The 25981-nt window shown below is 65.5% G+C and carries 28 protein-coding genes; 10 read left to right on the forward strand and 18 right to left on the reverse strand.

Annotated features, from left to right (window positions below; all coding sequences use genetic code 11):
- The first annotated feature begins 130 nt into the window (after positions 1–130).
- Positions 131–1036 carry a LysR family transcriptional regulator gene (locus DQG17_RS11780; protein WP_116133029.1) on the forward strand — a complete coding sequence of 302 codons (906 nt, stop codon included), beginning with the start codon at positions 131–133 and terminating at the stop codon, positions 1034–1036.
- 40 nt (positions 1037–1076) lie between these two features.
- On the opposite strand, the gene DQG17_RS11785 is transcribed toward DQG17_RS11780, so the two are convergent.
- The 3 genes from DQG17_RS11785 to DQG17_RS11795 are packed head-to-tail and all read right to left on the reverse strand — an operon-like array spanning position 1077 to position 3506.
- Positions 1077–2045, reverse strand: a complete 969-nt coding sequence (locus DQG17_RS11785; protein ID WP_116133030.1) for an OmpA family protein — start codon at positions 2043–2045, stop codon at positions 1077–1079.
- Positions 2038–2778 carry a GNAT family N-acetyltransferase gene (locus DQG17_RS11790; RefSeq protein WP_116133031.1) on the reverse strand — a complete coding sequence of 247 codons (741 nt, stop codon included), beginning with the start codon at positions 2776–2778 and terminating at the stop codon, positions 2038–2040. Before DQG17_RS11790 ends, DQG17_RS11785 begins: the two co-directional genes overlap by 8 nt.
- The gene (locus tag DQG17_RS11795; RefSeq protein ID WP_116133032.1) at positions 2775–3506 is read right to left on the reverse strand and encodes a molybdopterin-binding protein; all 732 of its coding nucleotides are present in this window, start codon (positions 3504–3506) and stop codon (positions 2775–2777) included. The genes DQG17_RS11790 and DQG17_RS11795 overlap by 4 nt, the downstream gene beginning before the upstream one ends.
- Before the next feature lie 49 nt (positions 3507–3555).
- Between DQG17_RS11795 and sfsA the strand changes: the two genes are divergently transcribed.
- From sfsA to DQG17_RS11810, 3 genes are all read left to right on the forward strand, one after another.
- The gene (gene sfsA / locus DQG17_RS11800) at positions 3556–4275 is read left to right on the forward strand and encodes a DNA/RNA nuclease SfsA (protein ID WP_116133033.1); all 720 of its coding nucleotides are present in this window, start codon (positions 3556–3558) and stop codon (positions 4273–4275) included.
- Positions 4276–4364: 89 nt separating this feature from the next.
- Positions 4365–5174, forward strand: a complete 810-nt coding sequence (gene map, locus DQG17_RS11805) for a type I methionyl aminopeptidase (protein ID WP_116133034.1) — start codon at positions 4365–4367, stop codon at positions 5172–5174.
- Positions 5175–5307: 133 nt separating this feature from the next.
- Positions 5308–6342, forward strand: coding sequence for a TRAP transporter substrate-binding protein (locus DQG17_RS11810; RefSeq protein ID WP_369908023.1), 1035 nt, complete (start codon positions 5308–5310; stop codon positions 6340–6342).
- 6 nt (positions 6343–6348) lie between these two features.
- On the opposite strand, the gene rsmD is transcribed toward DQG17_RS11810, so the two are convergent.
- From rsmD to DQG17_RS11850, 8 genes are all read right to left on the reverse strand, one after another.
- A complete protein-coding gene (rsmD, locus tag DQG17_RS11815) occupies positions 6349–6912 on the reverse strand; it encodes a 16S rRNA (guanine(966)-N(2))-methyltransferase RsmD (protein WP_116133035.1) in 564 nt (187 codons plus the stop codon).
- Positions 6912–8114, reverse strand: coding sequence for an NAD(P)/FAD-dependent oxidoreductase (locus tag DQG17_RS11820; protein WP_116133036.1), 1203 nt, complete (start codon positions 8112–8114; stop codon positions 6912–6914). The genes rsmD and DQG17_RS11820 overlap by 1 nt, the downstream gene beginning before the upstream one ends.
- 76 nt (positions 8115–8190) lie before the next feature.
- Complete coding sequence (locus tag DQG17_RS11825; RefSeq protein ID WP_116133037.1) at positions 8191–8481, reverse strand: 4a-hydroxytetrahydrobiopterin dehydratase; 291 nt, start codon at positions 8479–8481, stop codon at positions 8191–8193.
- A complete protein-coding gene (locus tag DQG17_RS11830; protein ID WP_116133038.1) occupies positions 8478–9683 on the reverse strand; it encodes a GNAT family N-acetyltransferase in 1206 nt (401 codons plus the stop codon). The genes DQG17_RS11825 and DQG17_RS11830 overlap by 4 nt, the downstream gene beginning before the upstream one ends.
- A 59-nt stretch (positions 9684–9742) precedes the next feature.
- The gene (locus DQG17_RS11835; protein WP_232829410.1) at positions 9743–10510 is read right to left on the reverse strand and encodes a glycerophosphodiester phosphodiesterase family protein; all 768 of its coding nucleotides are present in this window, start codon (positions 10508–10510) and stop codon (positions 9743–9745) included.
- Positions 10503–10967, reverse strand: coding sequence for a RidA family protein (locus DQG17_RS11840; RefSeq protein ID WP_116133040.1), 465 nt, complete (start codon positions 10965–10967; stop codon positions 10503–10505). Before DQG17_RS11840 ends, DQG17_RS11835 begins: the two co-directional genes overlap by 8 nt.
- Positions 10968–10988: 21 nt before the next feature.
- Positions 10989–12290, reverse strand: a complete 1302-nt coding sequence (locus DQG17_RS11845; RefSeq protein ID WP_116133041.1) for an HlyD family type I secretion periplasmic adaptor subunit — start codon at positions 12288–12290, stop codon at positions 10989–10991.
- On the reverse strand, positions 12287–14023 hold the full coding sequence (locus tag DQG17_RS11850; RefSeq protein WP_116133042.1) for a type I secretion system permease/ATPase: 1737 nt from the start codon (positions 14021–14023) through the stop codon (positions 12287–12289). The genes DQG17_RS11845 and DQG17_RS11850 overlap by 4 nt, the downstream gene beginning before the upstream one ends.
- 181 nt (positions 14024–14204) lie before the next feature.
- Here DQG17_RS11850 and DQG17_RS11855 point away from each other — a divergent pair, with 181 nt between their 5' ends.
- Positions 14205–15011, forward strand: coding sequence for a VacJ family lipoprotein (locus DQG17_RS11855; RefSeq protein WP_232829411.1), 807 nt, complete (start codon positions 14205–14207; stop codon positions 15009–15011).
- The gene (locus DQG17_RS11860) at positions 15001–15609 is read left to right on the forward strand and encodes a phospholipid-binding protein MlaC (protein ID WP_116133044.1); all 609 of its coding nucleotides are present in this window, start codon (positions 15001–15003) and stop codon (positions 15607–15609) included. Before DQG17_RS11855 ends, DQG17_RS11860 begins: the two co-directional genes overlap by 11 nt.
- Positions 15610–15730: 121 nt before the next feature.
- Here the strand turns inward: DQG17_RS11860 and DQG17_RS11865 are convergent, their stop codons facing one another.
- Positions 15731–18001 (reverse strand): transglycosylase domain-containing protein, encoded by a 2271-nt coding sequence (locus DQG17_RS11865; protein WP_116133045.1) that lies wholly within the window; start codon positions 17999–18001, stop codon positions 15731–15733.
- Positions 17998–18198, reverse strand: coding sequence for a hypothetical protein (locus DQG17_RS21680; protein ID WP_157973596.1), 201 nt, complete (start codon positions 18196–18198; stop codon positions 17998–18000). The genes DQG17_RS11865 and DQG17_RS21680 overlap by 4 nt, the downstream gene beginning before the upstream one ends.
- A 73-nt stretch (positions 18199–18271) precedes the next feature.
- Between DQG17_RS21680 and DQG17_RS11870 the strand changes: the two genes are divergently transcribed.
- The 4 genes from DQG17_RS11870 (at position 18272) to DQG17_RS11885 (ending at position 21872) form a co-directional block, all read left to right on the forward strand.
- Positions 18272–18610 (forward strand): P-II family nitrogen regulator, encoded by a 339-nt coding sequence (locus DQG17_RS11870; RefSeq protein ID WP_116133179.1) that lies wholly within the window; start codon positions 18272–18274, stop codon positions 18608–18610.
- Positions 18611–18644: 34 nt separating this feature from the next.
- Entirely contained in the window at positions 18645–19997 is a 1353-nt protein-coding gene (locus tag DQG17_RS11875) for an ammonium transporter (RefSeq protein ID WP_116133180.1), read from the forward strand.
- 163 nt (positions 19998–20160) lie between these two features.
- Positions 20161–20499, forward strand: a complete 339-nt coding sequence (locus DQG17_RS11880; protein WP_116133046.1) for a P-II family nitrogen regulator — start codon at positions 20161–20163, stop codon at positions 20497–20499.
- 32 nt (positions 20500–20531) lie between these two features.
- A complete protein-coding gene (locus DQG17_RS11885; protein WP_116133047.1) occupies positions 20532–21872 on the forward strand; it encodes an ammonium transporter in 1341 nt (446 codons plus the stop codon).
- A 142-nt stretch (positions 21873–22014) separates the two neighbouring features.
- Here the strand turns inward: DQG17_RS11885 and DQG17_RS11890 are convergent, their stop codons facing one another.
- The 5 genes from DQG17_RS11890 to sseA form a co-directional block, all read right to left on the reverse strand.
- Positions 22015–22401 (reverse strand): rhodanese-like domain-containing protein, encoded by a 387-nt coding sequence (locus tag DQG17_RS11890; RefSeq protein WP_116133048.1) that lies wholly within the window; start codon positions 22399–22401, stop codon positions 22015–22017.
- 120 nt (positions 22402–22521) lie between these two features.
- Entirely contained in the window at positions 22522–22971 is a 450-nt protein-coding gene (locus tag DQG17_RS11895; protein ID WP_157973597.1) for a hypothetical protein, read from the reverse strand.
- A 266-nt stretch (positions 22972–23237) separates the two neighbouring features.
- Positions 23238–24422, reverse strand: a complete 1185-nt coding sequence (locus tag DQG17_RS11900) for an amino acid aminotransferase (RefSeq protein WP_116133050.1) — start codon at positions 24420–24422, stop codon at positions 23238–23240.
- A gap of 13 nt (positions 24423–24435) precedes the next feature.
- The gene (locus DQG17_RS11905) at positions 24436–25002 is read right to left on the reverse strand and encodes an N-acetyltransferase (protein ID WP_157973598.1); all 567 of its coding nucleotides are present in this window, start codon (positions 25000–25002) and stop codon (positions 24436–24438) included.
- Positions 24999–25850 carry a 3-mercaptopyruvate sulfurtransferase gene (gene sseA, locus DQG17_RS11910; RefSeq protein WP_116133052.1) on the reverse strand — a complete coding sequence of 284 codons (852 nt, stop codon included), beginning with the start codon at positions 25848–25850 and terminating at the stop codon, positions 24999–25001. Before sseA ends, DQG17_RS11905 begins: the two co-directional genes overlap by 4 nt.
- Between the last annotated feature and the right edge of the window lie 131 nt (positions 25851–25981).

Consider the following 25981-nt stretch of genomic DNA (forward strand, 5'->3'; position numbering starts at 1 on the left):
ATGATGTGAGATATCGACAATTGAGAATGTTTCCGAAACGGTGACCTTTGCTGTGCTATCCGTTCATTGTCGGCCGGTGAATGGCGGCCGCGGACCAGAACGAATGGGCAGATCAAGGGCAGGCAGGGGCATGGACCGGTTTACGGAAATGGAGGCGTTTTCAACCGTCATCGATCAGGGCGGGTTCACCGATGCGGCCAAGAAACTGGGCATTTCGAAATCGGCGGTGTCAAAGCATGTCTCGGCGCTGGAGGCGCGGCTTGGCGCGCGCCTGCTGACCCGGACCACCCGCCGGGTTGTCCCGACCGAGATCGGGCTGGCCTATTACGAGCGCGTGCGGCGGGTGCTGAGCGATGCGGCCGAGGCGGACACGCTGGTCGCCACCATGCAGACCGCGCCCTCGGGCCAGCTGCGGGTGTCGGTCGCGACCGATTTCGGCGTCAAGCAACTGTCGCCGGTGATTGACCGGTTCCTTGCGCAATACCCGGGGATCACCTTGTCGGTTGTGCTGAGCAACCGATTTGTCGAGCTGGTGAGCGAAGGCTATGACATGGCCATCCGCATCGGTGAACTCGACGGCAACAATCTGCGCGTCCACCGGCTGGCCGAAACCACACGGCGCATGATCGCAAGTCCGGCCTATATGGACCGAAACGGGCGGCCGTCACGGATCGACGATCTGAACGAACACCAGCTTTTGCACGGTTCCAGCAATGCGTCCGAACATGTCTGGAACCTTACCGCGCCGTCGGGCGAACGCCGCATGGTTCGCACCTCGGGATGCCTCAACGTGAACGACGGCCAGTCCCTGCTCAACGCCGCGATTGCGGGACTTGGCATCGCGTATCTGCCCAGCTTTCTTTATTCCGACGCCCTGCGCGCCGGGCAGGTGGAAGAGGTAATCCCAAGCCTGCCGGTCGAACCGCTGGGGATCTTTGCGGTCTACCCGCCGGACGGGATGCGGCAGCCAAAGCTGCGGGCCTTTATCGAGTTTCTGGTCGAAACCTTCGCCGACAAGCGCATCGGGGCCTGGTGAAAGGCCTTGCGGGCGACCGGCCCCCGGGGGGCAGCGTGCCTCAGTTTTCGGCCAGCAGAACGGCCTCGACTCGTCGGTTCAGCGCTCGGCCCTCGGCGCTCTGGTTCGAGGCCAGCGGCGCAAGATAGCCTATCCCCTCGGCCTGCACACGATCGTCCGCAATGCCATGACGCGAGACCAGGCGGTCCTTGACCGCCGCGGCACGTTTTCGCGACAGCGCGATGTTGCCGTCAAGCGAGCCGTCGGTATCCGTGTGGCCGACCAGCACGATCCGGGCGCCCGGATTGGCCCTCAAAAACGTCGCCAGGCTGTCGAGCGAGCCATAGGTCTTGTCGGACAGACGCGAGGATCCGGTCTCGAATTCAAGGTCGTCAAGTACCGCGTGGCCGTTGCCGGACAGCGCTTCGGCCAGGTTTGCGGGCACCGCGGTTGCAGGAGTGGCGGGTGCAGCAACACCGATTGAAGGGGCCTCGGCCGCGGTGGCGGGTGCCGGATCGGCGCCGGGGGGAGCAACGCGCAGGATCTGCACAAAACCGCGTTCGGCCGTCCGGCTGACCAGAAGGCTGGCAAGCGCGGGGCCGTGGGCGGTCTCCTTCTCGGCCAGAAGATAGCGGTAGTCGCCCAGATCGACATGCATCTCGGGTTCGCCGATCGACGGGATCGCGAAGCGGAACGAAAAGCCGCCGCAATCGCTGGCATCGCATTCGAAGCGCAGGCTATAGCCCTGGTCCAGCAACTGCGCCCTCAATGGCGAGATCAGCTGTGCGGTGGTCAGGCCCGGCGCCTGGACCTGCCAGGCCTGCATTTGCAACGCGCCGTTGCCGCGCTGCGTTTCGACACTGCCGTCGCGCCACGCTGCCACGGGCAGTTCGACGATACCGTCGGCGTCGGAAGTTTCGGCCGCCAGCCGTGCATTTCCAGGCAGATCAATCGTCTGGGCGAAGGCGACCTGCGCGCCCATGACCAGCGCCACGGCAAGGCCGGCGCAGCCTGCGATCCGTTCAACCATGGTCCGTTCCGCCAGGCCGCCGCTTGCTGCGATAGTGATAGCCTGTCACCGCCCGCAGGCCGAGCGAGCGGAACAGCGCGTTCGACGGCGCGTTCGATTCGGTCGCGAGCGCACAAAACCAGTCGGCCCCCTGCGCTTCGGCCCAGATCGCTGCGGCCGAGACCATATAGCGGGCGGTGCCGGTACGCCGCAGCGGTTCGGCGACCTCAAGGGCGTGCAGCATGGCAATCTTGCCCGCCGCGGCGGCGAAACCGGCGCCGGCAGGGCGGTCTGATGAGCGGCCGAGCAGCGCGATCTTGGGGGCCGTCACGCGGTTCATCACCGCAAGACGCCCCGCCCCGATCCCGCCCGCGGCCCAGATTTCGACCTGGGTGGCAAGTGGCGGCCAGGAGACCAGAAATGCCCGGACCGGCGGCGGCGGCGCGGTCAGCGTGGCCGTCGGGGCAAGATAGACCGTGACCGGGTCGATCCTGTCATAGCCCTCAGCCGCAAGGCGGGCGTCGAGGTCGGTCTCGTCCGGCCGCAGCATCGCCAACGGGGCCTGACCAAGCCCGCACTGGGCAGCGGCCAGCGCCGCGATGTCGGGATCCCCGGCCTCTGCCGTAGCGGCCGAAACCCGTTTGCCGCCGCCCTCGCCCACGCGCAACCGCCAGCCCCCGGCTTCGGTACAGCGCGCGGGCGGCCAGGTTGCGTCGATTGCAGCAAGGATCTCGCTGGCTGCGGGTTCGATCATGTGTCGATCCCGGCGAGCAGCCCGGCCAGCCGCGTCATCGCCGCGTCGATCCGGGCGCCGTCGCTGCCGCGAACAACGATGTTCGTGCCATAGGCGCCGTCGATGTGGAACGGATATGACCCCAAGGACAGGTCGGGATAATCCGTCGCAATCGCGGCAAGATCCCCGGCGATATCGCCCTCGCCGCGGTCGATGCGGATCGATTGCGACAGGATCGGGTCGCCACATGTCATCTGCGCCAGAACCGCCGCCAGCATCGCCTGAAAGATCGCCGGCACCCCGGCCATCACATGGACATTGCCAAGCGTGAAACCGGGGGCGGCCGAGATCGGGTTGTCGATCAGCTCCGCGCCCTCGGGGATCCGCGCCATCCGGAGCCGCGCCTCGTTCAGCACCTGACCGGTCGCGTCGTAATGCGCCTGCAGGATCGCGCGCGCATCGTCGCGCACGCCGATCCGACGGCCCATGGCCGCGGCAACCGCCTCGGCCGTGATGTCGTCGTGGGTGGGGCCGATGCCGCCCGAGGTGAAGACGGTGTCAAAGCTTTCGGACAGGGCGCGCACTGCAGCCACGATACGGTCGTGGTCGTCGGGCACGACGCGGGCCTCGGACAGGCGGATGCCGTGCTTGGTCAGTTCCTGGGCAAGGAAATGGGTGTTGGTGTCGTGTGTCCGGCCCGAAAGGATCTCGTCCCCGATCACCAGCATGGCAGCAGTAGGGTTGGTCATCGGTGTCTCCGTCTTGTCGCACTTACCCTTGGGGTATAAGGCCCGCCCCATGCGCTTTCAAACCCCGCTCGTGCCCGGTCGGCTGATCCGTCGCTACAAGCGATTTCTGGCCGACGTGCGGCTGGAGAGTACCGGCATCGAGGTTACAGCCCATTGTGCCAACCCGGGCGCCATGACGGGGCTTGCCGATCCGGGGCTGCGGGTCTGGCTGGAACCGAACGACGATCCGCGCCGCAAGCTCGGTTTCGGCTGGCGGCTGGTCGAGCTGCCGGGCGGCCATTGGGCGGGGATCGACACCTCGGTGCCGAACCGTGTGGTGGGCGAGGCGCTGCGCGCGCGGGTCATCCCGGAACTGGCCCGCTATGGCAATGTCCGCCCCGAGGTGCGCTATGGCACTGCCAGCCGGGTCGATTTCCTGCTGAGCGAACCGGGGCTGCCTGACGCCTATGTCGAGGTCAAGAACGTCCATCTGCGGCGCGACGGCGACTGGGCCGAATTCCCCGACTGCGTGACCAGGCGCGGCGCAAAGCATCTGGAGGAGTTGAGCGCCATGGTTGCCGAGGGTCACCGGGCGGTGATGCTCTATCTGGTCCAGCGCAGCGATTGCGCCCGCCTGCGGCTTGCCGCCGACATCGACCCCGGCTATGCCCGTGCCTTCGAGGCAGCCCGCGCCGCAGGGGTCGAAATGTTGGCCCGCGCGACCTTGATCGACACGAACGGGGTCGGGATCGCCCGGGCGCTGCCCGTGGACCGCTCGCCGCAGATCTGACCCGGTGGCTGGCAATTCTCGCCCTGCGGTCCTATGTTTCCGCTCAGAGGGGTCAGGGCGAACGCAGACGGAAGAAGGCAGTGAAAGCAGTGGACGACAACCGCACACATCTGACGAAAGACGGTATCCGGCTGTACGCGCCGGGGGATTTTGCAGGCATGCATGTGGCGGGGCAGGTTGCGGCCGACATCCTCGACCGGATCGCGCCGCTTGTGGTTCCGGGGGCCTCCACCAGCGAGATCGACAAGGCGATCGAAGATATGATCGTCGAGGCGGGCGCTGTTTCAGCCACGATCGGCTACAAAGGCTACAGGCACGCAAGCTGCATTTCCGTCAATCATGTGGTCTGCCACGGGATCCCGAGCGAAAAGACCCTGCACGATGGCGACATCCTGAACATCGACGTGACCGTGATCGTCGACGGCTGGTTCGGCGACACCAGCCGGATGTACGTGGCAGGCAAGCTCGGCCGCAAGGCCGAGCGGCTGATCCAGGTCACCCACGATGCGCTGTTCAAGGGGATTGAGGCGGTCCGCCCCGGCAACACCTTTGGCGACATCGGCCATGCGATCCAGGCCTATGTCGAGGCCCACCGGATGAGTGTGGTGCGCGATTTCTGCGGCCACGGCCTGGGGCGGGTGTTCCACGCGCCGCCGAACGTGCTGCATTACGGTCGGCCGGGCACTGGCCCAGTGCTCGAGGACGGCATGTTCTTCACCATCGAACCCATGGTGAACCTTGGCCGGCCCGAAACCAAGGTTCTGGCCGACGACTGGACCGCGGTCACCCGCGACAAGTCGCTGTCGGCCCAGTTCGAACATGCAGTCGGCGTCACGCCCGACGGCTGCGAGATCTTCACCCTGTCGCCGGCGGGCAAGTTCCACCCGACCTGGAACTGAGCCTGCACCCAGGCGGCAGCCTCGGCCATGGCCAAGCGTCAATCATGTTGAGCCTTGGGAACGCGCCGCGTATATCGCGCGGGCGCGCTCTGGCGCGAAAGACCGACTGACACCCTGACAGGAGTTCCTGCCCGTGCCGATCCCTCTTCGCGCCATCCCCCTTCTGGCCTGCCTTTCAGGCGCCGCCACCAGCGCCCCGGCGCAAGAGGTGGTGCTGCGGTTCCAGCACATGGTCTCGCCCAATTCCGCGGCACCGACCTATTTCATGGAGCCCTGGGCGCGCGCGGTCGAGGAACAATCGGGCGGCCGGATCAAGATCGAGATCTATCCGCAGATGGCGCTCGGCGGCAAGGCGCAGAGCCTTTACGACATGATCCGCGACGGCGCCATCGACGGCGGCTGGGCGGTGCCAAGCTATCAGCCCGGACGTTTCCCCGAGGCCGAGGCGCTGGAACTGCCGTTCATGATGCCAAAGCGCGCCGAACTGTCCTCGGTTGTCGCCTGGGAATACACCCAAGACCACCTGCTGGACGATTTCGCCGACGTCCATCTGATCACGGTGCACATGCACGGCCCCGGGATCGTTCACAAGAAGGGGCCGCCGGTCGAGACGGTCGAGGATTTCGCCGGGCTGCGGCTGCGCGGGCCGTCGCGGCCGGCAACCCTGCTGCTGCGAAAGCTCGGCGCCAATCCGGTCGGAATGCCGGTGCCGGAGTTCCCCGAGGCGCTGGCGCGCGGCATCCTCGATGGCGGTGTGATCACCTGGGAGATGGCGCCGTCGTTGAAGCTCGACGAGCTGACCGACAGCCACAGCGACGTGTCGGGGGACAAGGCGTTCTATTCGCTCTATTTCCTCTGGGCGATGAACAAGGCGAAGTACGAGAGCCTGCCGGACGATCTGAAGGCGGTGATCGACGCCAATTCCGGGGTGGCGATGGCGGCGATGGCGGGCCGCGCCTATGACATCGGCGACGCCGAGGGCTATGCCGCGATGGTTGCGGCGGGCGGTGCGGTATCCGTGATCGGCCCCGAGGAAACTGCGCGAATGCAGCTGCTGGGCGACGAGGTGGTGGTCGAGTGGATCGACGAGGCGACGGCGCGCGGGCTCGACGGTGCCGGGCTGGTCGAGGATGTGCTGGTCAAGGTCGATGACGTGATGGCCGAGTGAATCTGGCTAGCCGCCCGTACGGCGCAGGATCGTGATGTGGGTGTCACCATAATGGCGGCAATCGAGCAGCGCGAAGCCTTCGGGCGGGTCCTGCGGCGCGTTCTCCTCCCACACGATCAGGGCATCGGGGGCAAGCCAGCCACCGGTTTCCGCCGCCGCCAGCGCGCGCGCGCCCAGCCCCTTGCCATAGGGCGGGTCGAGGAACACCAGATCGAAGGGTGCGCCCGCAACCTCCCCGAGCCGCGTTGCGTCGCGGCGAACGATCCGGGTGATGGCCTCGGTGCGGGTCTTTTCGATATTCTCGCGCAGCAGCGCCCGCGCCTTGCTCCCGGCGTCGACAAAGGTGGCGTGGACTGCGCCGCGCGAGATTGCCTCGAGCCCCAGCGCGCCGGTGCCGGCGAAAAGGTCCAGCACCCGCGCCCCGGTGGCCGGGTCGTCATGGCTGGCGGCAAGCAGGCTGAACAGGCTTTCGCGCACCCGGTCCGAGGTCGGGCGCAGATGGGCGCCGGGATCGCCCTTGCCCAAGGCGGCAAGGCCCATGCCACGGAACTGGCCGGCAATGATCCGCATCAGACCAGCATCGCCTTGAGGTCGGCATCGGCGACGGCGGCGGGATCGGGCGAGACGCCGGCCTCGATCAGCCGCTTGCCGGTCATGTAGGCGCGCGGGTCGTTCATCGCATCGACCGCCAGCAGACGGGCACCGGCATAGTACCAGTGCGAGACCGCGCCCGCCCGCCCGCCGGGGCGTACCACGACGCGGTCGTATCCGCTATTCAGCCCGGCGATCTGCAGCTTGACGTCGTATTGATCGGACCAGAACCACGGCTTCGGGTCATAGGCCGTGCCCGCGCCCAGCATGTTGCAGGCAACCGACTCGGCCTGATCGATGGCGTTCTGCACGCTTTCGAGCCGGATCCGCCCGCCGCGCCAGGGGAACGAGGCGCAATCGCCCGCGGCCCAGACATGAGGGTCCGACGTCCGCCCAAAGCCATCGACGGCAATCCCGTTGTCGAGCGCAAGCCCCGCCGCTGCGGCAAGGCCCGTGGCCGGGGTGACCCCGATGCCGGCGATCACCAGATCGACGGCAATCTCGCGGCCGTCGCTCAGTCGTGCGCCGCTGACGGCATGGTCGCCGATCAGGGCCGTAAGCCCGGTGCCTTCGCAGATCTCGACGCCATGGGCATGGTGCAGCCTGCGGAAGTAATCCGCGGTTTCGCGGGCCGCGACCCGTTGCAGGATCCGCTCGGCGGTTTCGATCAGCGTGACCTGCAGCCCGAGTTTTGCCGCGACCGCCGCGGCCTCGAGCCCGATGTATCCGCCGCCGACGATCAGCGCCCGCGCACCGGGCTGGAATGCGGGCGCCATCCGGTCGACATCGGCAAGGCTGCGCACCACGTGGACACCGCCGAGCCGCCCGCCCGCTGCCTCGGGCAACTGCCGGGCCACGGTGCCGGTGGTCAGCGCAAGCTGGTCATAGGCGACGGTCTCGTCCCCGATCAGCAGCATGCGGGAGGAAACGTCGATCGCCTTGACGCGGGCACCGGTGCGCAGCGTGATCGCGTTTTCGGCATAGAAGGCGGCGGGGCGCAGCAGCAGCCGGTCGAGGGGCATTTCGCCCAGCAGGTATTTCTTCGACAGCGGTGGGCGCTGATAGGGCAGAACGGGTTCTTCGCCGATCAGGGTCAGCGGGCCGTCATAGCCCTCGGTGCGCAGCTTTGCGACCAGCGCCGCGCCGGCCTGCCCGGCACCGACCACCACAATTCCTGCCATTTCCTGCTCTCCCGGGCCCGTTCCTCGCCCTGCCGGCTATAGCCCGCGACGCGGCCGCAAGGCAACGGGCGGCCCGTCAGCCGGCGGCGAGCTTGTCCAAGATACGGGCGAGCGCCACGTCCCTGTCGCTCAATCCCCCGACGTCATGGCTGGAAAGCGTCACGGTCACGTCGCGATAGACATTGCTCCATTCCGGGTGGTGGTTGGCCTTTTCGGCCGCCAGCGCCACCCGCGTCATCCAGCCGAAGGCTTCCGAGAAGTCCGCAAAGCGGAAGTCCTTTGTGATCGCATCCCGGTCGGCCAGGCGCTGCCACCCCGCCGCGATCAGTTCTTCAATCCCCTCAGGGGTCGTTGTTGCTGTTGTCATTCGTCCACCTCCTCCTTGTCGCTGTTGCGCCGGAACGGGCCGTAACTGGTCAGGATCTCGATCTCTTCGGCCACGGCGGCACTTTCGGCGCGCAGAAACTGGTCTACCGCTCGGCGGAAACCCGGATCGGCGATCCAGTGCGCCGAATGGGTCGTGACCGGCAGATAGCCGCGCGCAAGCTTGTGTTCGCCCTGCGCCCCGGCTTCGACCGTCGAAAGGCCCTGTTCGATGGCAAAGTCGATGGCCTGATAATAGCACAGCTCGAAGTGCAGGCAGGAATGATGTTCGACGGCGCCCCAATAGCGGCCGTAAAGCGCGCCGCGCCCGATGAAGTTCAGCGCCCCGCCAATGGCGCGGCCGTCGCGTTCGGCCAGCACCAGCATGATGTCGTCGCGCAGATGTTCCTGCGCCAGATCGAAGAAGTCCCGCGTCAGATAGGGCCGGCCCCATTTTCGCGCGCCGGTGTGCTGATAGAACCGCCAGAAATCGTCCCAGTGTTCGGGGCGAAGCGCGTCGCCGGTCAACCGCCTTATGGTGCCGCCAAAGCCCTGCGCGGTGGCGCGTTCCTTGCGGATATTCTTGCGCTTTCGCGAGGACAGTGCGGTTAGGAAGCCGTCGAAATCGGCATAGCCGTCGTTCTCCCAATGGAACTGTTGGCTGTGGCGATGCATCAGCCCCATTTGCCCGGCCGCCTCGGCCTCGCCCGCGGTGCAGAACGTGATGTGCAGCGACGAGACATGGTGGTTCGCCGCGACCTGCACCGCCGCTTCGACCAGTGCCGCCATCCCGATCGTCTCGAACCCCGGCCTCACCAGAAACCGCCGTCCGGTGGCGGGCGTGAAGGGCACGGCGATCTGCAGCTTGGGATAATACCGCCCGCCGGCATTCTCATAGGCCTGCGCCCAGGAATGGTCGAAGACGTATTCGCCCTGGCTGTGGTTTTTCGCATACATCGGCGCGGCGCCGATCAACGTGCCGCCCTGCCGCGCCAGCAGGTAGGAGGGTTGCCAGCCGGTGCCGGGGCCGACCGAACCGCTGTCTTCGAGCGCCGACAGGAACCGATGCGTGGTGAAGGGATCCGTCGGGCGGCCGCCGGCTGCCGCCTCGGGGCAGGCGCAGGCATCCCATTCGGCCGCCGGAACGGCGGCAAGCGAGGGGATCACCTCGATCACGATCTCGGTTTCAGTCTGCGTCTGGGTCATCCGGCCCCCTGGAGTGCTGCGGTGGGGTCGTGCCAGACTTGTGCCTCGCGCCCCGGCGATCAAGCCGGCAGATAGCCTTCGAAGGTGATATTGTCTGCAAGTTTCCGTGCGCTGCCCTGTTCTTGCGCAGAACGGATGGTCCAGCACAGGATCGGCACGCCGGCGCGGCGCAGCGCGACGACGGGGGCGGCGGCAAGGTCGCTGGCCTGATGGCTGACAAACGAGGCGCCCACGCGGTCGAAATCGGCAATGGCGGCAAGCTCGGCGCGCCGGTCGTCGGGCAGGCCCGGCCAGTCGGCAGGCGCGAAGGCGCAGGTCGTCAGACCGCGCGGCACCTCGGGGGCAAGATCGGCGATGCGGGCGACCGAATGGGGGTTGAACGACATGAAGGCAAGCGGGCCGGGATAGCCGCGGACGGCATCTGCCGCCGCACGCTCAAGCGCCCCGCCCTCCGGGCCCAGCATCCCGGTCTGGTCCTTCAACTCGACCAGCAGCGGTACGCGGCCGTCGACGAGGGTCAGGACCCCGGCAAAGTCCGGGATCCCTTCGGTGTCGCCCCGCAACGGGATCGCCGCCAGTTGCCCGGCGGTGCGCGCCTGGACCGGGCCGGTGGTGTCGGTCAGCCGCTCGAGCGTGGCGTCATGGAACACCATCGCCTGCCCGTCGGCCGAAAGCTGCAGGTCGCATTCGATCCCGTACCCCGCCGCGATCGCCGCGGCAAAGGCGGCGCGAGAATTCTCGGGCCGCTGCCGCGCGCTGTCGTGCAGGCCGCGGTGGGCAAGCGGGCTGGCGAGGAACGCCCGGGGCAGGGCGACGGGATCAGGCAATCTGGAAGATCGCTTCGATCTCGACGGCCACGCCAAACGGCAGGGACGCCGCAGAGACCGCCGAACGGGCGTGGCGGCCGGCATCGCCGAGCGCTTCGACCAGAAAATCAGAGGCGCCGTTGATCACCTTGGGCTGGTCGGTGAAATCGCCGGTCGAGTTGACAAAGCCGGTCAGCTTGACCACCCGCACCAGCCGTTCGATGTCGCCGCCGCAGGCGGCCTTGAGCTGGGACAGCAGCGAGATCGCGCAACTGCGCGCGGCGGCGGCGCCGGCCGCAACCTCCATATCGGCGCCGAGCTTGCCGGTTATGAAACCGCCCGCGCCGCTGCTGACCTGGCCCGAGACATGGACCAGCTCGCCCACGATCACGTAGGGCACATAATTGGCCGCCGGGGCCGGGGCGTCGGGAAGGGTGACGCCAAGCTCGGCGAGGCGGGTTTCGATCTTTCCGGGCATCGGAATCTCCTGGTGGTGGTGTCAGCTTTCGCGGAACGCTTTGTTGAAATATTCGGTGAATGGCTTGAGCAGATAGGCCATGGGGGTGCGGTCGTTGGTGCGGATATAGGCCTCGACCGGCATGCCGGGCACGATTTCCTGCCCCTCGAGCTTCGCCAGTTCGCCGTCGTTGAGCTGGATTTCGGCGCGGTAGTAGGTTGCCCCGGTGTGCTCGTCGGTGAAGGCGTCGGCCGATATCTTGGTGACGTGGCCATCGAGCTGCGGCGTGGTGCGCGAATCGAAAGCCGAGAACCGCAGGATCACCGGCTGACCGACGAAAACCTGGTCGATATGGATCGTCGGGAACTTGGCGACGATCACCAGCGGCCGGTCCTGGGGCACGATATAGGCCACCGGATCGGCCGGCCGGATGACCGAGCGCGGGGTGTTGACCGTCATGTCATAGACGATGCCGCCAACTGGTGCGCGGATGTCGAGGCGGTCGAGCTTTTCCAGCAGGTTCAGGCGGCGTTCAATCAGTTCGACCACATTGTATTGCAGGTCGCGCAACTGGGAGATCGCCTCTTCCCGGCGGCTGGTCTGCAGCTTGAGGATCTCGATCTCGATCTCGGTGATCTTGCCCAGGGCTTCGGCGCGTTCGGCGGTCAGCTCGCCGATCTGGCCCATGAGATCGGCCTTGTTGCGCCGCAACCCAAGCACCCGGGCGGCCTGCGCGAGACCCTTGTCGAGCAGCGATTGCTGGCTCGCGAGTTCTTCCTCGATCAGCGACAGCTGCTCGCCAAGCGCGTCGATCTGGGCGTCGATCCCGGTGATCTGGCTGTCGATCTGCTCGCGGCGCCGGCCAAGCTGTTCGGCTTCCTTTTCCATGGAGGCGCCCCGGGCCTCGAACAGCCGTTGCTGGCCGTCGACCATATCGGCGACATCTTTCTGCCTGGTCGCGGCCTGCAGCAGGTCGGGGTGGAAGGTAACTTTGTCGGTGCCGTCGCGTTCTGCGGTCAGCCGTGCGGTGCGCGCCAGCAGCTCGTTCAACTGGCCCTCGACAATCGTCAACTCGGACTGAAGCGACGTGGGGTCGAGTTCGATCATAATGTCGCCGGCCGAAACCAGATCACCCTCCTGCACGTCGACCTTGGCAACGATCCCGCCATCAAGATGCTGGATCACCTGACGGTTCTGTTCGACCTCAAGCTGGCCGCTCGCCACGATGGCGCCGGAAATCGTCGCCATCATCGACCAGGTGCCAAAGCCGCCGACGAGAAGCAGCAAGGTAAAGCTGCCGAGCAAAAGCGGGAAGCGGGCCGAATAGTCCGGACGCTCGCTCATGTCACACCTCCCTGGGTGGTCGCACCCTGGATCTGCTTGGCATTCTTCACCATGTTTTGCAGAACCTCGTCGCGCGGACCAAAGGCGCGACGGATGCCGCCTTCCAGCACCAGCAGAACGTCGCATTCCTGGATCGCGGCGGGGCGGTGGGCCATGATGATGACCGACCGGCCCTCGGATTTCATCTGCCGGATCGCCCGGTTCAACGCCTCCGACCCCTCATTGTCGAGGTTGGAGTTGGGTTCGTCGAGCACCAGGATCACCGGGTTTCCGTAGAGCGCGCGCGCCAGCCCGATCCGCTGCACCTGCCCGCCCGAAAGCCGCCCGCCGGCCGCCGCGAGCGGCGTGTCATAGCCTTTTGGCAGTTTCAGGATCATCTCGTGCGCCGCCGCCTTCTGGGCGGCATCGACCACCAGCTTCGCGTCGGGTTGCGGGCTGAGACGGGCAATGTTTTCCGCAATCGTGCCCTCGAACAGGGTGACACGCTGCGGCAGATAGCCGATGTGCTGGCCCAGGACGTCGGGGTCGTACTGGTCAAGCGCCGCGCCATCGAGCCGGATCTTGCCGCCGGCGCAGCGCCAGACCCCGGTGATCGCGCGGGCGAGCGTGGTCTTGCCCGACCCCGAGGAGCCGATCACACCCATGGCCTGTCCGGGTGCCAGCGAGAAATTGATCAGCCGCAGCGAGGCCTGCGATTCGCCCGGAGGGATCACGGTGACCTGCTGGCCCTCGAGCCGCGCCTTGGGCTTGGGCAGCGGCGTGCGCTGGATCTCGGGAGGCATGTCGCTCAGAAGGCGCGACAGGTTCGACCAGGCCTTGGACGACCTCTGCAGCAACTCCCACTGACCGATGACAAGCTCGACCGGCGCCAAAGCGCGCCCGAGCAGGATCGAGCCGGCGATCATCGCCCCGGCCGACATCTCGCCGCGCAGCACGACATAGGCGCCAAGCCCCAGCATCGCCGATTGCAGCACCTGCCGCAGGGTCTTGGTCGCCGTGGTATAGCTTCCCGCGCGGTCGGACGCGGTCAGGCCCATATCCGTCGCCATGCGCCGCGACTGGTGCCAGCGATCGAAGGTCGCCCCCCGCATCCCGAGCGATTCGATGGCCTCGGCCTCGTCCCGCATCTGGTTGGCCATCTTCTCGGCCCGCTGGCCCATTCCCGCTGCGCGCAGCGAGGGCTGCCGGGTGCGCCACTGGTTTGCCAGCGTGATCGACACCAGAAGTGCGCCGCCCGAGATCGCGAGAATTCCAAGCCAGGGGTGGAAAAAGAAGATCAGACCAAGGAAGAACGGCGTCCAGGGAATGTCGAAGAAGGCGACCAGCACCGGTGAGCCAAAGAAGCGGTGCAGCGTCTCGAGATCGCGCAAGCCGGTTTGCGCGGCCTCCGCGCCCGGCTTGCCGGTTTCGCTGCGCAGCACGGCCGAGAACACCCGGCGGTCGAGAACGGCCTGAAATCGCGCGGCAATCCGCGCCATCACGCGGCCCCGCGCATAGTCGAGCAATCCCATCATGAGAAACAGGAAGCCGACGAGAATAGACAGCGCGACCAGCGTCTCGACCGAGCGAGAGCCAAGCACCCGGTCATAGACCTGCAGCATATAGAGCGATCCGGTCAGCGCCAGTATGTTGACGAAGATCGAAAAGACGAATGCGGCAAAGAACAGGCCGCGACTTTCGGCGCGCGCGTCCTGGAGTTCCCTCCTGCCGCGTGCGGTGTCGACTGCGCTCATTGACCGTCTCCTGGCAGGTGCCGGTTGTCTCTCCTACCCCACAACGTTAGGCTCGCCCAAACGCGGGGTCGCACCGTGATCTTCAGGGTATGAATGGCAAAATAGAGTGAAGCAGTCGATACCTCCAATGGCCGTGCCGAGACAAGTTTGTCCTGTCCGTCCCGGCGCCATCGGCGGATTGGTGCTGTTGGCCCTGCTTGCGGCCTGTGGACCGGCACCGGTCGCCACGGGCGTCGATGACCCCTATGAGGCGTCGAACCGCAAGGTGCACGACTTCAACAAGAAGCTCGATACTGCATTTCAGCGGGACAAGCCCGAAGTCGCGAACAATACGGCCGTCGAGTCCGCCGATACGACAATGGTCGCGGACGCGCCCGCGGTTGCCGCATCGCCCGAACCCGTCGCCGCGCCCGAGGCGGCGCGCAGCGGGGTCAGCCCGCTGGCGCAGGGGCTCAACAACTTCGGACGCAACCTCGATCATCCGCGGATGATCCTGAACAGCCTGCTGCAGCTGCGGCCCGGCGATGCGGCACGCAACACCATGCGTTTTGGCATCAATTCGACGCTGGGGCTTGGCGGTGTCTTCGATGTCGCCCGGGTCGCCGGCATGCCCGAGCGGACCACCGATTTCGGCGAAACGCTGCATGTCTGGGGCGTGCCCGAGGGCGCTTATCTGGAATTGCCGGTCATCGGCCCATCAACTCAGCGCGACGCAGCCGGCAAGGTGGTGGACTTTGCCATCAATCCCCTGTGGTATGTGTTAGGCACCCCGACGAACGCGGTTGCGGTTGCCTTCACCCTCGCGCCGGACGTGGTCGACCGGGTAAAATATGCCGATACGGTCGATTCCGTGCTGTACGGGTCGGCCGACAGTTATGCCCAGTCGCGCCAGATTTATCTGCAGAACCGTCGCTATGACCTTGGTGGTGGCGCCGTGGGCAGCAACGACGAAAGCATCGATCTCTATGAGGACCTATATGCCGATTGACCTTCATCGCCGTCAGTTCGTCCGCCGTGTGGGGCTGGGTCTGGCCGCGCTGGCCGCCGCTCCTACGGCAGGCTGGGCGCTGACCACCGACCAGGCCGCATCGCTGGTGAACCAGGTTGTGGACGACATCAACAGGGTGATCAACTCGGGCAAGTCCGAGGCCGCGATCTACAAGGAATTCGAAAAGATCTTCGGCAAATACGCCGATGTTCAGGGGATCGCGCTGCTCGCGCTCGGTGCCGACCGGAAACGGGCGAGCCAGGCCCAGCTTGTCGCCTATGTCGAAGCCTTCAAGGGGTATATCTCTCGCAAGTACGGCAAACGGTTCCGCGAGTTCATCGGTGGCCGGCTGGAAGAGACCGGATCGAAAGCGGTCAAGAGCTATGTCGAGGTCAAGACCATCGCCTATCTGCGCGGCGAGGATCCGTTCGACGTGACATTCCTCGTCTCGGACCGCAGCGGCAAGCCGAAGTTCTTCAACCTTTACATCGAAGGCGTGAACATGGTGCTGACCGAGAAGACCGAGATCGGCTCGATGCTCGACCGCCAGAAGGGCAACATCGACGGGCTGATCAAGCAGCTCAACGCAACCAGCTGAGGGATTGGCCGGGCGCCAAACCGGCGCCCTCAGACGTTTTCGCCCCGCGCCGGCATGATCACCGGGCGGGGCGTTTTGCTGTCCGGCCCCCGGCGGAAACCCGTCCTGGGGGCCGTGCTGCTCAGTTGCGGCGGCCGAACAGACCGTTCAGCAGCCGCTCGACCGGGTTCTGTCGTTGCGAGGGTTCGCCCGTTCCCGTGCCGCGGCTGCTCGCCCCGGTGGTGGAGCCGTCGTATTGCGGCGACGTCGCGGTCTCGCCCGGCAGGGTGGGGCTCGGCGCATTGTCGGGGATCTTCATTGGCAGCGGCTTTTCGGGAAGCCCCTCGTTGACCCGAACCATTGCCTCACGCCAGATCTCGGCCGGCAATCCGCTGCCGGTCACGCCGGTCAATGGCGCGTTGTCGTCGTTGCCAAGCCAGACACCGGTCACGTAGTCGGCGGTGAAGCCGATGAACCAGGCATCGCGCGCAGCCTGGGTCGTGCCGGTCTTGCCCGCCGCCGGGCGGCTGCCGAGCTTGGCGCGCTGGCCGGTGCCCTCTTCGATCACCTTGCTCATCATGTAGATGAGGTACTGCGAGGCTTCCTCCGAGATCACCCTTTCGCCAAGGCCGCCCGACTGGCCCATCAATGGCTGGTCGTCGTCCTGCAGCATCAGCGCGGTGACGCCATAGGGTTTTACTGAGCGGCCGCCATTCAGGATGCCGGCATAGGCGCCGGTCATCTCGACCAGGGTCGATTCCGACACGCCGAGTGCCAGCGCCGGGCCGACAGCCAGTTTGTTGTCGATCCCGAAATCCGACGCGACCTTGCGCACGTTTTCAAGCCCGACCGCCTCGGCGACCTTGACCGCGGGAACGTTGTAGCTGTGCGCCAGCGCCTGTGCCAGCGTGACCCGGCCGTGGAACTTGTGATCGTAGTTCGACGGGCAATACTGGCCCGAGCCCGGGACATTGACGCAATACACGTCGTCCAGCACGGTGGCGAACGGGGTATATCCCAGATCCATTGCCGCAGCATAGACGAAGGGTTTGAACGACGACCCGGTCTGGCGCTTGGCCTGAGTTGCGCGGTTGAAGGCGCCGCTGACCTTGGTGTCACGCCCGCCGACCATGCCACGGACGGCACCATCGGCAGACATGACCACGATTGCCGCCTGCGCCTCGGAATCCGCCTTCACCTTTTCGTCGAAGACGACCCGCATTGCTTCTTCGATGGCGGTCTGGATCCGCGGGTCGAGCGTTGTCTGCAGGGTCACGTCTTCGGTGGTGTTGTTGGTCAGGAAGCTCGGCCCGGTATCCATCACCCAGTCGGCAAAATACCCACCCGCACGCGCCTGCGCGGCAGACCCGAGCGTCGCCGGATACTCCCACGCATAGTCGCGTTGGGCGGCGTTGATGAAACCCTGGTCGTACATCAGCTTGATGACGGTATCGGCGCGGTCCTGGGCCCGCTTCAGGCTGTTGGTTGGCGCATACCGCGTCGGGGCCTTCAGCAGACCGGCCAGCATGGCTGCCTGACCCGGGTCGAGCTCGGCTGCGGTGATGCCGAAATACTTCTGCGCCGCGGCCTCGAACCCACGGGCCGAGGCGCCAAGATAGGCGCGGTTGAAATACAGCACCAGGATGTCGTCCTTGCCGTACTTCGCCTCCAGCGCCATGGCATAAAGCGCTTCCTTGATCTTGCGGCCCATGGTGGTGCGGCGGCAGTCGTCCTCGTATTCGGCTTCGGTCATGCCGCTGTCGGGGTCGAACGGCACGCCGAGACACAGCAACTTCGCGGTTTGCTGGGTCAGGGTCGAGCCGCCGTTGCCCGACAGCGGGCCGCGACCCTCGGCGAGGTTGATGCGCACGGCCGACGCGACGCCGCGCGGGCTGACGCCGAGGTGGCGATAGAACCGGCGATCTTCGGTCGCGATCACTGCGTTCTTCAGATAGGGCGAAACGTCGTTGATGTCGGTGATCTGGTCGAAGGTCTCGCCGCGCCAGGCGAACACGTCGCCGTTGCGATCGAGCAGCGTGACCGAGCCGCGCACCCGGCCGTCGAGCAGGTCGTCGAGAGGCGGCAGCTGCGAATAGAAATAGGCCACGCCGAAGCCGACCAGCAGCACCAGAACCGCAGTGGCGCGCCACAGGATGCTCCAGCCGAGGCGCGCAAGCCACGCGAAAGGCAGAAGGATCAGGCCGAGCAGTCCCCTTTGCCGGCGTCGGCGCGTGCCGCGCCCGCCACGGCCACCGCCAGCGGCCCTTGCCGACCCCGCAGACGCCTTGCTGCCCTTGGCCTTCGATGCCGCCGACTTGCCCGGCGCCTTGGTCCCGGTCCGTGCCGTGGTCGTGGAACCGCTATGTCTTTTGTCGGCCCTGATAACGGGCCGTTTGCCATTGCCTGAACTCATGCCCGAGCCTGCCTCCAGTCGATCGACTGATTGATTTTTTTTCCTTGATACCCTGAACCGACCGCCAAGGGGAGGGGGAGCGGCGCTGCGGGCAGATTCTTGATTGCATAAAAAAGCGCCAATTGTCGAGTTTGTGCAAAAATTGTGCAACCGAACGTGTAATCAGCCGTCTCTGCCGCGCGCGATTTCTTGAACATCCTCTGATCCGGCGTCTGTCTGCGTGCATAACCCGGTCGGAACATGTGTCCGGCCCATCTGAAGGGGAGCCAGGTGAAACTCATCATTGCAGCAATCAAGCCGTTCAAGCTCGAGGAGGTGCGCGAGGCGCTCACCGCCATCGGTGTTCGCGGCATGATGGTGACCGAAATCAAGGGTTTCGGCTCCCAATCCGGACATACGGAAATCTATCGAGGCGCCGAATACGCGGTGAACTTCGTGCCCAAGGTCAAGCTGGAGATCGTGGTGTCCGCCGCGATGGCCGATCAGGTGGTCGAGACGATCCAGAAGACCGCAAAGACCGACAAGATCGGCGACGGCAAGATCTTTGTTCTCGACGTGAAACAGGCGGTGCGAGTTCGGACCGGCGAAACCAATGACGACGCTCTTTGAAACAGCCGGCGTCCAGTTCGAGGTGGATAGGAAAATGCCCAAATATCTGAAATACCTGATGGCCGCGTCGCTTCCTGCGGCGCTGATGGCGTTGCCGGCGATCGCGCAGGACGCGCAGGCGCTGGCCGCGTCCGACATTGCCCCTGTGGTCGATACAATGGACAAGGGCGACGTCGCCTGGATGATGGTGTCGAGCCTGCTGGTCCTGTTCATGATCCTGCCCGGACTGGCGCTGTTCTATGGCGGCCTGGTGCGCAGCAAGAACATGCTGTCCGTGCTGATGCAGTGCACGATCATCACCGCGATGGTGATGGTGATCTGGGTCTTCTACGGCTATTCGATGGCCTTCGGCGGCGGCACAAACCCGTTCTGGGGCGGCCTTGGAAAGACATTCCTGTCCGGCGTCACGATGGACAGCATGTCGGCGACCTTCTCCGAGGGCGTGGTGATCCCCGAATACGTCTTCATCGTGTTCCAGATGACCTTTGCAGCCATCACTCCGGCACTGATCATCGGTGGCTTTGCCGAACGGGTCAGGTTTTCTGGGCTGATAGCTTTCATCCTGCTCTGGGTCACCTTCGTCTATTTCCCGATCGCGCACATGGTCTGGGACGGTGCGGGGTATCTGTTCAACATGGGCGCTCTCGACTTCGCGGGCGGCACGGTTGTGCACATCAACGCCGGTATGGCCTCGCTCGTCGGCGCGCTGGTGATCGGCAAGCGGATCGGCTACGGCCGGGACAACATGGCACCGCACTCGATGACGCTGACCATGGTCGGCGCCTCGATCCTGTGGGTTGGCTGGTTCGGCTTCAACGCGGGTTCGAACCTCGAAGCCAACGGCGGCGCGGCACTGGCGATGATCAACACCTTCACCGCAACGGCAGGTGCGATCCTCGCCTGGTCGCTGATCGAAGCGGTCACCCGCGGCAAGGCCTCGATGCTGGGTGCGGCCTCGGGCATGGTTGCGGGCCTCGTGGCGGTGACGCCCGCGGCCGGCACGGTGGGGCCGGTGGGCGCCATTGCGATCGGCGCGATTGCCTCGGCGATTTGCTACTTCTTCGTCGATGTGGTGAAGAACTCCCTGGGCTATGACGACAGCCTCGACGTCTTCGGCGTCCACGGCATCGGCGGGATCGTCGGTGCGATCCTCACCGGCGTGTTCTCGGCCGCCAGCCTCGGCGGTGTGATGGGCGACGACTACTCGATCGCCGGTCAGACGCTGATCCAGGCCAAGGCCGTCGGCATCACCATCGTCTGGAGCGGGGTGATCTCGTTCATCCTCTACAAGATCGTCGACATGGTGATCGGCCTGCGCGTCAGCGCGGACGACGAGATGCAGGGGCTCGACGCCACCTCGCATGGCGAGAGCGCCTATCACCTCTGACGCGCCGCTGGGGCGTCGGAAGTCCAAGCAAGATCGTGCCGCCGCGCGTCGGCGGCACGAGGTCGGACCGGCTGACCCCGACGGTGTGACTGCCAGAGGGATCGCAAGCCGCGGCCCGGCCCGCCTGTAAAAGGTGAAGACCAGAGCACATGGGAAAAATCAGATGAAACTCATCATTGCAGCAATCAAGCCATTCAAGCTCGAGGAGGTGCGCGAGGCGCTCACTGCCATCGGCGTCCGGGGCATGATGGTGACCGAGATCAAGGGTTTCGGCTCTCAGTCCGGACACACGGAAATCTATCGCGGCGCCGAGTACGCGGTGAACTTTGTGCCCAAGGTCAAGCTTGAGATCGTGGTGTCCGCCGCGATGGCCGACCAGGTGGTCGAGACGATCCAGAAGACCGCGCGTACCGACAAGATCGGCGACGGCAAGATCTTTGTTCTCGACGTGAGCCAGGCGGTGCGGGTCCGCACCGGCGAAATCAACGATGACGCGCTTTGAACGACCGGGTGCATAAGGGAAAACCGACCGACATGAAACTTTCCAGATTCCTACCAATTCTGGCAATGGCCGCAGCGGTTCTACCCGCCGCCGCATTTGCCCAAGACGTCGACATGACGCCTCCCAACGAAGAAATTGGCTTCATCCTCACGACCTTCATGTTCCTTGTCACCGGCTTCCTGGTGATGTGGATGGGCGCGGGCTTCTCGATGCTCGAGGCCGGCCTCGTGCGCCAGAAGAACGTGACGATGCAGTTGACAAAGAACGTGGCTCTCTTCGCGATTGCCGCGATCATGTACTACCTGATCGGCTATAACCTGATGTATCCGGGCGATGGCTGGACCATCCCGGGCTGGATCGGTGCCTTCAGCACCACCACGCTGGAGCCCGTCGGGCTTGCCGGCGTCGAACCTGACCTGACCTATGCCTCGGTCGGCTCGGACTTCTTCTTCCAGTTGATGTTCTGCGCCACCACCTGCTCGATCGTCTCGGGCACCCTTGCCGAACGCATCAAGCTGTGGCCGTTCCTCGCCTTCTGCGTCTTGCTGGCCGGCGTGATCTATCCGATCGAAGGCTCGTGGAAATGGGGCGGCGGCTGGCTGGCCCCGGGTGTTGACGGTGTGACCGACTTCCTCGACTTCGCCGGCTCGACCATCGTGCACTCGGCCGGTGGCTGGGCGGCTCTGTCGGGCGCGCTGATCCTCGGACCGCGGCTTGGCAAGTACAAGGACGGCCGCGTGACGCCGTATCCGGGGTCGAACCTGGCGCTCGCGACCCTCGGTTGCTTCATCCTGTGGCTTGGCTGGTTCGGCTTTAACGGCGGTTCGCAGCTTTACATGGATACCGGCGCCAACGTCGCCGACATCAGCCGGATCTTCGCCAACACCAACACCGCCGCAGCCGGCGGCGCGGTTGCAGCGCTGATCCTGACGCAAGTGATCTATGGCAAGGTCGACCTTACCATGGTGCTGAACGGCGCGCTTGCGGGCCTCGTCTCGATCACCGCCGAACCTTTGACCCCCTCGCTCGGCGCCGCGACGCTGATCGGTGCCATCGGCGGCATTCTCTGCACGTTCGCGGTGCCGGCGCTTGACAAGCTGAAGATCGACGATGTGGTCGGTGCGATCCCGGTCCACCTTGTCTGCGGCATCTGGGGCACGCTTGCGGTCGTGTTGACCAACCCCGATGCGAGCCTGATGGCGCAGCTGAAAGGCATCATCGCGGTCGGCGTCTTCGTCTTCGTCGTCTCCTCGATCCTGTGGTTCATCCTGAAGCTGACCGTGGGGATCCGGGTTCCGAAGGATGACGAGATTACCGGACTCGACATGGCCGAGCTGGGCATGGAGGCCTATCCGGAATTCGCAAAGGGCTGAGACCTCCTCCTCCTTGGGACCAGCCTTGTCTGCCCCGGGCGCTTCGGCGCCCGGGTCTTTTTTTGTCTATCCCGAAGGAACGGGAATTTGGGCCTGAGAGCGCCGGGGGCCGCCGCGATGCCGCGCGCCCCGGACGGCGCGATCAGCCGGCTTTGCCGGGGATCCGTACCGAATTGCCGGTGGCCATGTCTGTGCCCATATAGGCCTCGCCCGCGGCCTTCCACGCGCCGAAACCGCCGCCCATGTGCGCGACGGGCGAGACGCCCCCGGCCAGAGCGATCCGCGCCGCCCGTTCCGAACGTACGCCCGATCCGCAGTGGAACACGATCCGCTTGCCTTCCTGCGAGGGCAGGCGTTCGGGTTCGAAGAACGGCAGCGGCAGCAGCAGTGCGCCGCGGATATGTTCGAAGGCATATTCCTGGATCGTGCGGACGTCGATCAGCGCGATTTCGCCCTTTCGGAAGGCCGCAGCCACCTCTGCCACGCTCCAGGTTTCCAGATCGCCATGCTCGGTCTTTTCGATTTCCATGTCGCTCTCCTTGCAACTGTCGTCGCTGTGTCCCGCGCGCGCCGGACCGGGCTGCGGCAGGTCAGTGAAAAGCGTTACAGAGATATAGCTTAAAGGAGAATGCGCCGGATTGTCCGAAGCCTACCTGAGTTGCGCCACCCTCGAGTCCGCCGTCGCGTTTTTATACTCGCAACCGAAGTCGAATACCGCACGGTTCAGAGCGCTTTCACGCAGCAGAAGGAAACAGCTGTAGTTGTCATGGGTAAAGTCAACCCGCTCGGCGACATTGAAAAAATGTGTCTGGTTGCCGAAGTGAGTGACGATTGCCCCGCCGTTCAGCGATCGCACGCTCATCATGAGCTTCGGCTCGAACAGCGGATAGGATGTGTCGCGTTTGGTTACGACGACGGACCTGTCGGCGACATACCCGGTGCGAAGCTGCGACCGCAGGACCGCGAGTTCCTGGCGCAGCGCCTCTGCCTCGACCTCTGCCTCGGTCCGCAGTCTCACAAGCTCTTTGAACTCCCGCAGGGTTTCGTAAGAAATCTCTGCTGTCTCGGGTGCGGCAGCCGACGCGTCGCTGTCGCGCATGGAGATCGCCACCACGAATATTCCAAGCAGGATGGCAGCAGATCCCACTATGGTTCCCGAAAGAAAACCGCCACTATTTTTCATAACTCAACCGCACAAGGTTCAACTGTTTACATTGCGCCCACACTCCCTGGAGGCGAGCGACGGGCGCGAATTAATACCTCTTACGCGAGTGTGAAAGAATTTTGTTAACCAATTCGCGCAAATTCGGCAAGAACTGACGATACTGTATCGATTCTGACTGCAATCCGGGCAGATCGGGCGGCTCAGCCAAGGACGCTGGCGATTGCCCGTGCGGCCGGTCCGATCGTGGCGTCGGTCAGGCCGGCCAGGTTGATTCGGCCATCGCCGATGACGTAAATCGCATGGTCCTGACGCAGGGCCGCGATCTGGTCGGGCGTCGCGGGCAGCAGCGAGAACATGCCAACCTGTTCGGCGAAGGCGGCAAAGCGGTTCGATCCGGTCTCGGTCTGCAAGGCCGCGGCAAAGTCCCGGCGCAGTGTCCCTATGCGGCTGCGCATGGTCTCGAGTTCGGTTCGCCACGCCGCCGTCATGCCCGGATCGGCGAGGATCTCGGTCACCACGGCGGCGCCGTGATCGGGTGGAAAGGCAATGCTGACCCGGTTGAGCCAGGCGAGGCTGCGCTGGACCTCAGCCTGGTCGCGCGGGGTTTCGGTGACCGCCAGAAGCAGCCCGACCCGGTCGCGGTAAAGCCCGAAGTTCTTCGAGCATGACGTCGCGACCAGCATCTCGGGGCAGCGGCGCGCCAGCAGCCGCAGGCCCGTTGCGTCGGCGTCCAGTCCCTGCCCGAGCCCGAGATAGGCAAGATCGACCAGCGGCAATGCGCCCGCCTCGGTGATGCGGTGGGCGAGCGCCTGCCAGTCCTCGGGCGTCAGATCGGTCCCCGTCGGGTTGTGGCAGCAGCCGTGCACCAGCACCACGTCGCCCGGCCGGAGCCCCGCCAGGTCCCGCCACATCCCGGCCCGGTCAAGCCCGCCTGCCGCCCTGTCGAAATAACGGTAGACGAGGCGTTGCAAACCGCTGCGCTCGACCATCGGGGGATGGTTGGGCCAGGTCGGATCTGGCAGCCAGAGCCGCGCCTCGGGTCGGGCCAGCGCGACCAGTTCCATCGCCTTCTGCAGCGCGCCGCTGCCACCGGGTGTCGCAAGTGCCGCGACCCGCGCGGGTTCGACACCGTCGCCCAACACCAGGGCGCGCATGGCCTGCAGGAACCGAGGATCGCCTGCGGGGGCCACGTATCCCTTGCTGGTCTGGGTCTCGACCAGGCGCCGTTCGGCCGCCTTCACGGCGGCAAAGACCGGTGTGTTGCCCATGGTGTCGCGATAGACCCCGACGCCGAGGTCGATCTTGTCCGGCCGGTCGTCCGCGGCGAAGGCCTGCATGATCAGGACGATGCCGTCCGGCTGACGGGCTGTGAGGGTGCGGAACACGGGCGTGCGCCGCCTAGTCGGGGATGCGGTTGCGGTCGACCGGGCGTTTGAGCAGGCGGGTGAAGTCCTGCCGCCGCACCGGCTCGAATCCGAGCCGCTGGTACAGCCCGAGCGCGCGGGGATGGTCGAGCGTGTTGGTGTTGACCGTCATCTTCTCGACGCCCGGCTGCTCCCATCCGGTCAGCACCGCGTTCTGCAGAAGATAGCGGCCGAGCCCGCGGCCGATTGCCTGCGGCACCAGCCCGAAATAGGCTAGGTTGCAGATCCCCTTCTTGCGATGATCGAGCATGAAGAAGCCATGCGGCCAGCCATGGCGCATGAGCGTATAAAGCGATGTCCCCGGGTCCTGAAGCCAGTCCTCCAGTTCGTCCTCGCTGCGGTCATAGAGATCCTGCCAGGCATAGTCGCGCCCGACCGCGTCATAGAGCCCGAGGAAGAACCAGACCGGCGGGTTTTCGGCCTTGAACAGCGCCGCAGGCTGGCCGACCGGCTGGTGCGGCCAGGGGAATGTCGGCCGCTCGGTCATCTCGAGCCATGTAATGGTGAAGTGAATTTCGGTTCCCGCGGGTGTGGTGCTCATCCGATGTCCGCCTTCAGATCGGGATACATGCCCCATTCGGCCCAGGACCCGTCATAGAGCGCATTGCGCCGGTGGCCCAGAAGCTCGAGCGCCAGATTGACGATCGCCGCCGTCACGCCCGAGCCGCAGCTGGTGATCACCGGCCGGGCCAGATCGACACCCGCTGTCTCGAAGACCGCGCGCAGCGCCTCGTCGGACTTCATCGTTCCGTCAGCGTTCAGCAGCGACGCATAGTGCACGTTCAGCGACCCCGGAATGTGCCCCGAGCGCAGGCCGGGCCGCGGTTCGGGGACCTCGCCGCGGAACCGTTCGGGGCTGCGGGCATCGACGATCTGCCAGTCGCCGAGCTTGACCGCCCGCGCGACCTGGGTCACGTCCTTGACCATGTCGGCCTGAAGCCGGACCGTGATGTGGCGGTCACGGACATTCGGGGGCATGTCCTCGACCGCGCGGTCCTCGGCCTGCCACTTCGGGAAACCGCCGTCGAGCACGGCGATATTGTTCTGTCCCATCAGCCGGAACATCCACCAGACCCGTGCGGCCGAAAACAGCCCGGACCCGTCATAGACCACCACCTGGTGGCCGTCGCCGATCCCGAGCGCCCGCATCCGGCTAATGAACTTCTCAGGTGGCGGCACCATGTGAGGCAGGCCGGAGCGCAGGTCGCAGATCTCGTCGGTATCGAAGAACCGGGCGCCGGGGATATGCGCTGCCGCATACTCCGCCCTGGCGTCGCGGCCCGTCGCGGGCATGTGCCAGGAGGCATCGAGCAGCCGCAGATCCGGATCGCCCAGATGCGCGGCCAGCCAATCCGTGCCGACAAGGGTCCGCGGATTGTTCCTGTCCATGTCTCGCTCCCTGCACCGTCGTGTCGGAAATGGCTACTATCCGAGGCGCCAAGTGGCAAGGGTGCGCAGGGACAACGCCGCAAGCCGCAGCCGCGACAATGGTCGCAAGCCGGCCGCGCCGGTGGGCGACC

Origin of the sequence: Tropicimonas sp. IMCC34043 (assembly GCF_003390845.1) — a bacterium.
Lineage (GTDB): Bacteria > Pseudomonadota > Alphaproteobacteria > Rhodobacterales > Rhodobacteraceae > Tropicimonas.

What these genes read in the sequence shown, in the direction of transcription:
- DQG17_RS11885 (WP_116133047.1), top strand. Translation starts at nt 20,532, where the DNA reads ATGAAACTTTCCAGATTCCTACCAATTCTGGCAATGGCCGCAGCGGTT.
- DQG17_RS11895 (WP_157973597.1), bottom strand. Translation starts at nt 22,971, where the DNA reads ATGCGCGACAGCGACGCGTCGGCTGCCGCACCCGAGACAGCAGAGATT.
- DQG17_RS11795 (WP_116133032.1), bottom strand. Translation starts at nt 3,506, where the DNA reads ATGACCAACCCTACTGCTGCCATGCTGGTGATCGGGGACGAGATCCTT.
- DQG17_RS11890 (WP_116133048.1), bottom strand. Translation starts at nt 22,401, where the DNA reads ATGGAAATCGAAAAGACCGAGCATGGCGATCTGGAAACCTGGAGCGTG.
- DQG17_RS11785 (WP_116133030.1), bottom strand. Translation starts at nt 2,045, where the DNA reads ATGGTTGAACGGATCGCAGGCTGCGCCGGCCTTGCCGTGGCGCTGGTC.
- DQG17_RS11865 (WP_116133045.1), bottom strand. Translation starts at nt 18,001, where the DNA reads ATGAGTTCAGGCAATGGCAAACGGCCCGTTATCAGGGCCGACAAAAGA.
- DQG17_RS11860 (WP_116133044.1), top strand. Translation starts at nt 15,001, where the DNA reads ATGCCGATTGACCTTCATCGCCGTCAGTTCGTCCGCCGTGTGGGGCTG.
- DQG17_RS11875 (WP_116133180.1), top strand. Translation starts at nt 18,645, where the DNA reads ATGCCCAAATATCTGAAATACCTGATGGCCGCGTCGCTTCCTGCGGCG.
- DQG17_RS11850 (WP_116133042.1), bottom strand. Translation starts at nt 14,023, where the DNA reads ATGAGCGCAGTCGACACCGCACGCGGCAGGAGGGAACTCCAGGACGCG.
- rsmD (WP_116133035.1), bottom strand. Translation starts at nt 6,912, where the DNA reads ATGCGGATCATTGCCGGCCAGTTCCGTGGCATGGGCCTTGCCGCCTTG.
- sseA (WP_116133052.1), bottom strand. Translation starts at nt 25,850, where the DNA reads ATGGACAGGAACAATCCGCGGACCCTTGTCGGCACGGATTGGCTGGCC.
- DQG17_RS21680 (WP_157973596.1), bottom strand. Translation starts at nt 18,198, where the DNA reads ATGTTCAAGAAATCGCGCGCGGCAGAGACGGCTGATTACACGTTCGGT.
- DQG17_RS11880 (WP_116133046.1), top strand. Translation starts at nt 20,161, where the DNA reads ATGAAACTCATCATTGCAGCAATCAAGCCATTCAAGCTCGAGGAGGTG.
- sfsA (WP_116133033.1), top strand. Translation starts at nt 3,556, where the DNA reads ATGCGCTTTCAAACCCCGCTCGTGCCCGGTCGGCTGATCCGTCGCTAC.
- DQG17_RS11780 (WP_116133029.1), top strand. Translation starts at nt 131, where the DNA reads ATGGACCGGTTTACGGAAATGGAGGCGTTTTCAACCGTCATCGATCAG.
- DQG17_RS11790 (WP_116133031.1), bottom strand. Translation starts at nt 2,778, where the DNA reads ATGATCGAACCCGCAGCCAGCGAGATCCTTGCTGCAATCGACGCAACC.
- DQG17_RS11840 (WP_116133040.1), bottom strand. Translation starts at nt 10,967, where the DNA reads ATGCCCGGAAAGATCGAAACCCGCCTCGCCGAGCTTGGCGTCACCCTT.
- DQG17_RS11845 (WP_116133041.1), bottom strand. Translation starts at nt 12,290, where the DNA reads ATGAGCGAGCGTCCGGACTATTCGGCCCGCTTCCCGCTTTTGCTCGGC.
- DQG17_RS11825 (WP_116133037.1), bottom strand. Translation starts at nt 8,481, where the DNA reads ATGACAACAGCAACAACGACCCCTGAGGGGATTGAAGAACTGATCGCG.
- DQG17_RS11830 (WP_116133038.1), bottom strand. Translation starts at nt 9,683, where the DNA reads ATGACCCAGACGCAGACTGAAACCGAGATCGTGATCGAGGTGATCCCC.
- DQG17_RS11820 (WP_116133036.1), bottom strand. Translation starts at nt 8,114, where the DNA reads ATGGCAGGAATTGTGGTGGTCGGTGCCGGGCAGGCCGGCGCGGCGCTG.
- DQG17_RS11905 (WP_157973598.1), bottom strand. Translation starts at nt 25,002, where the DNA reads ATGAGCACCACACCCGCGGGAACCGAAATTCACTTCACCATTACATGG.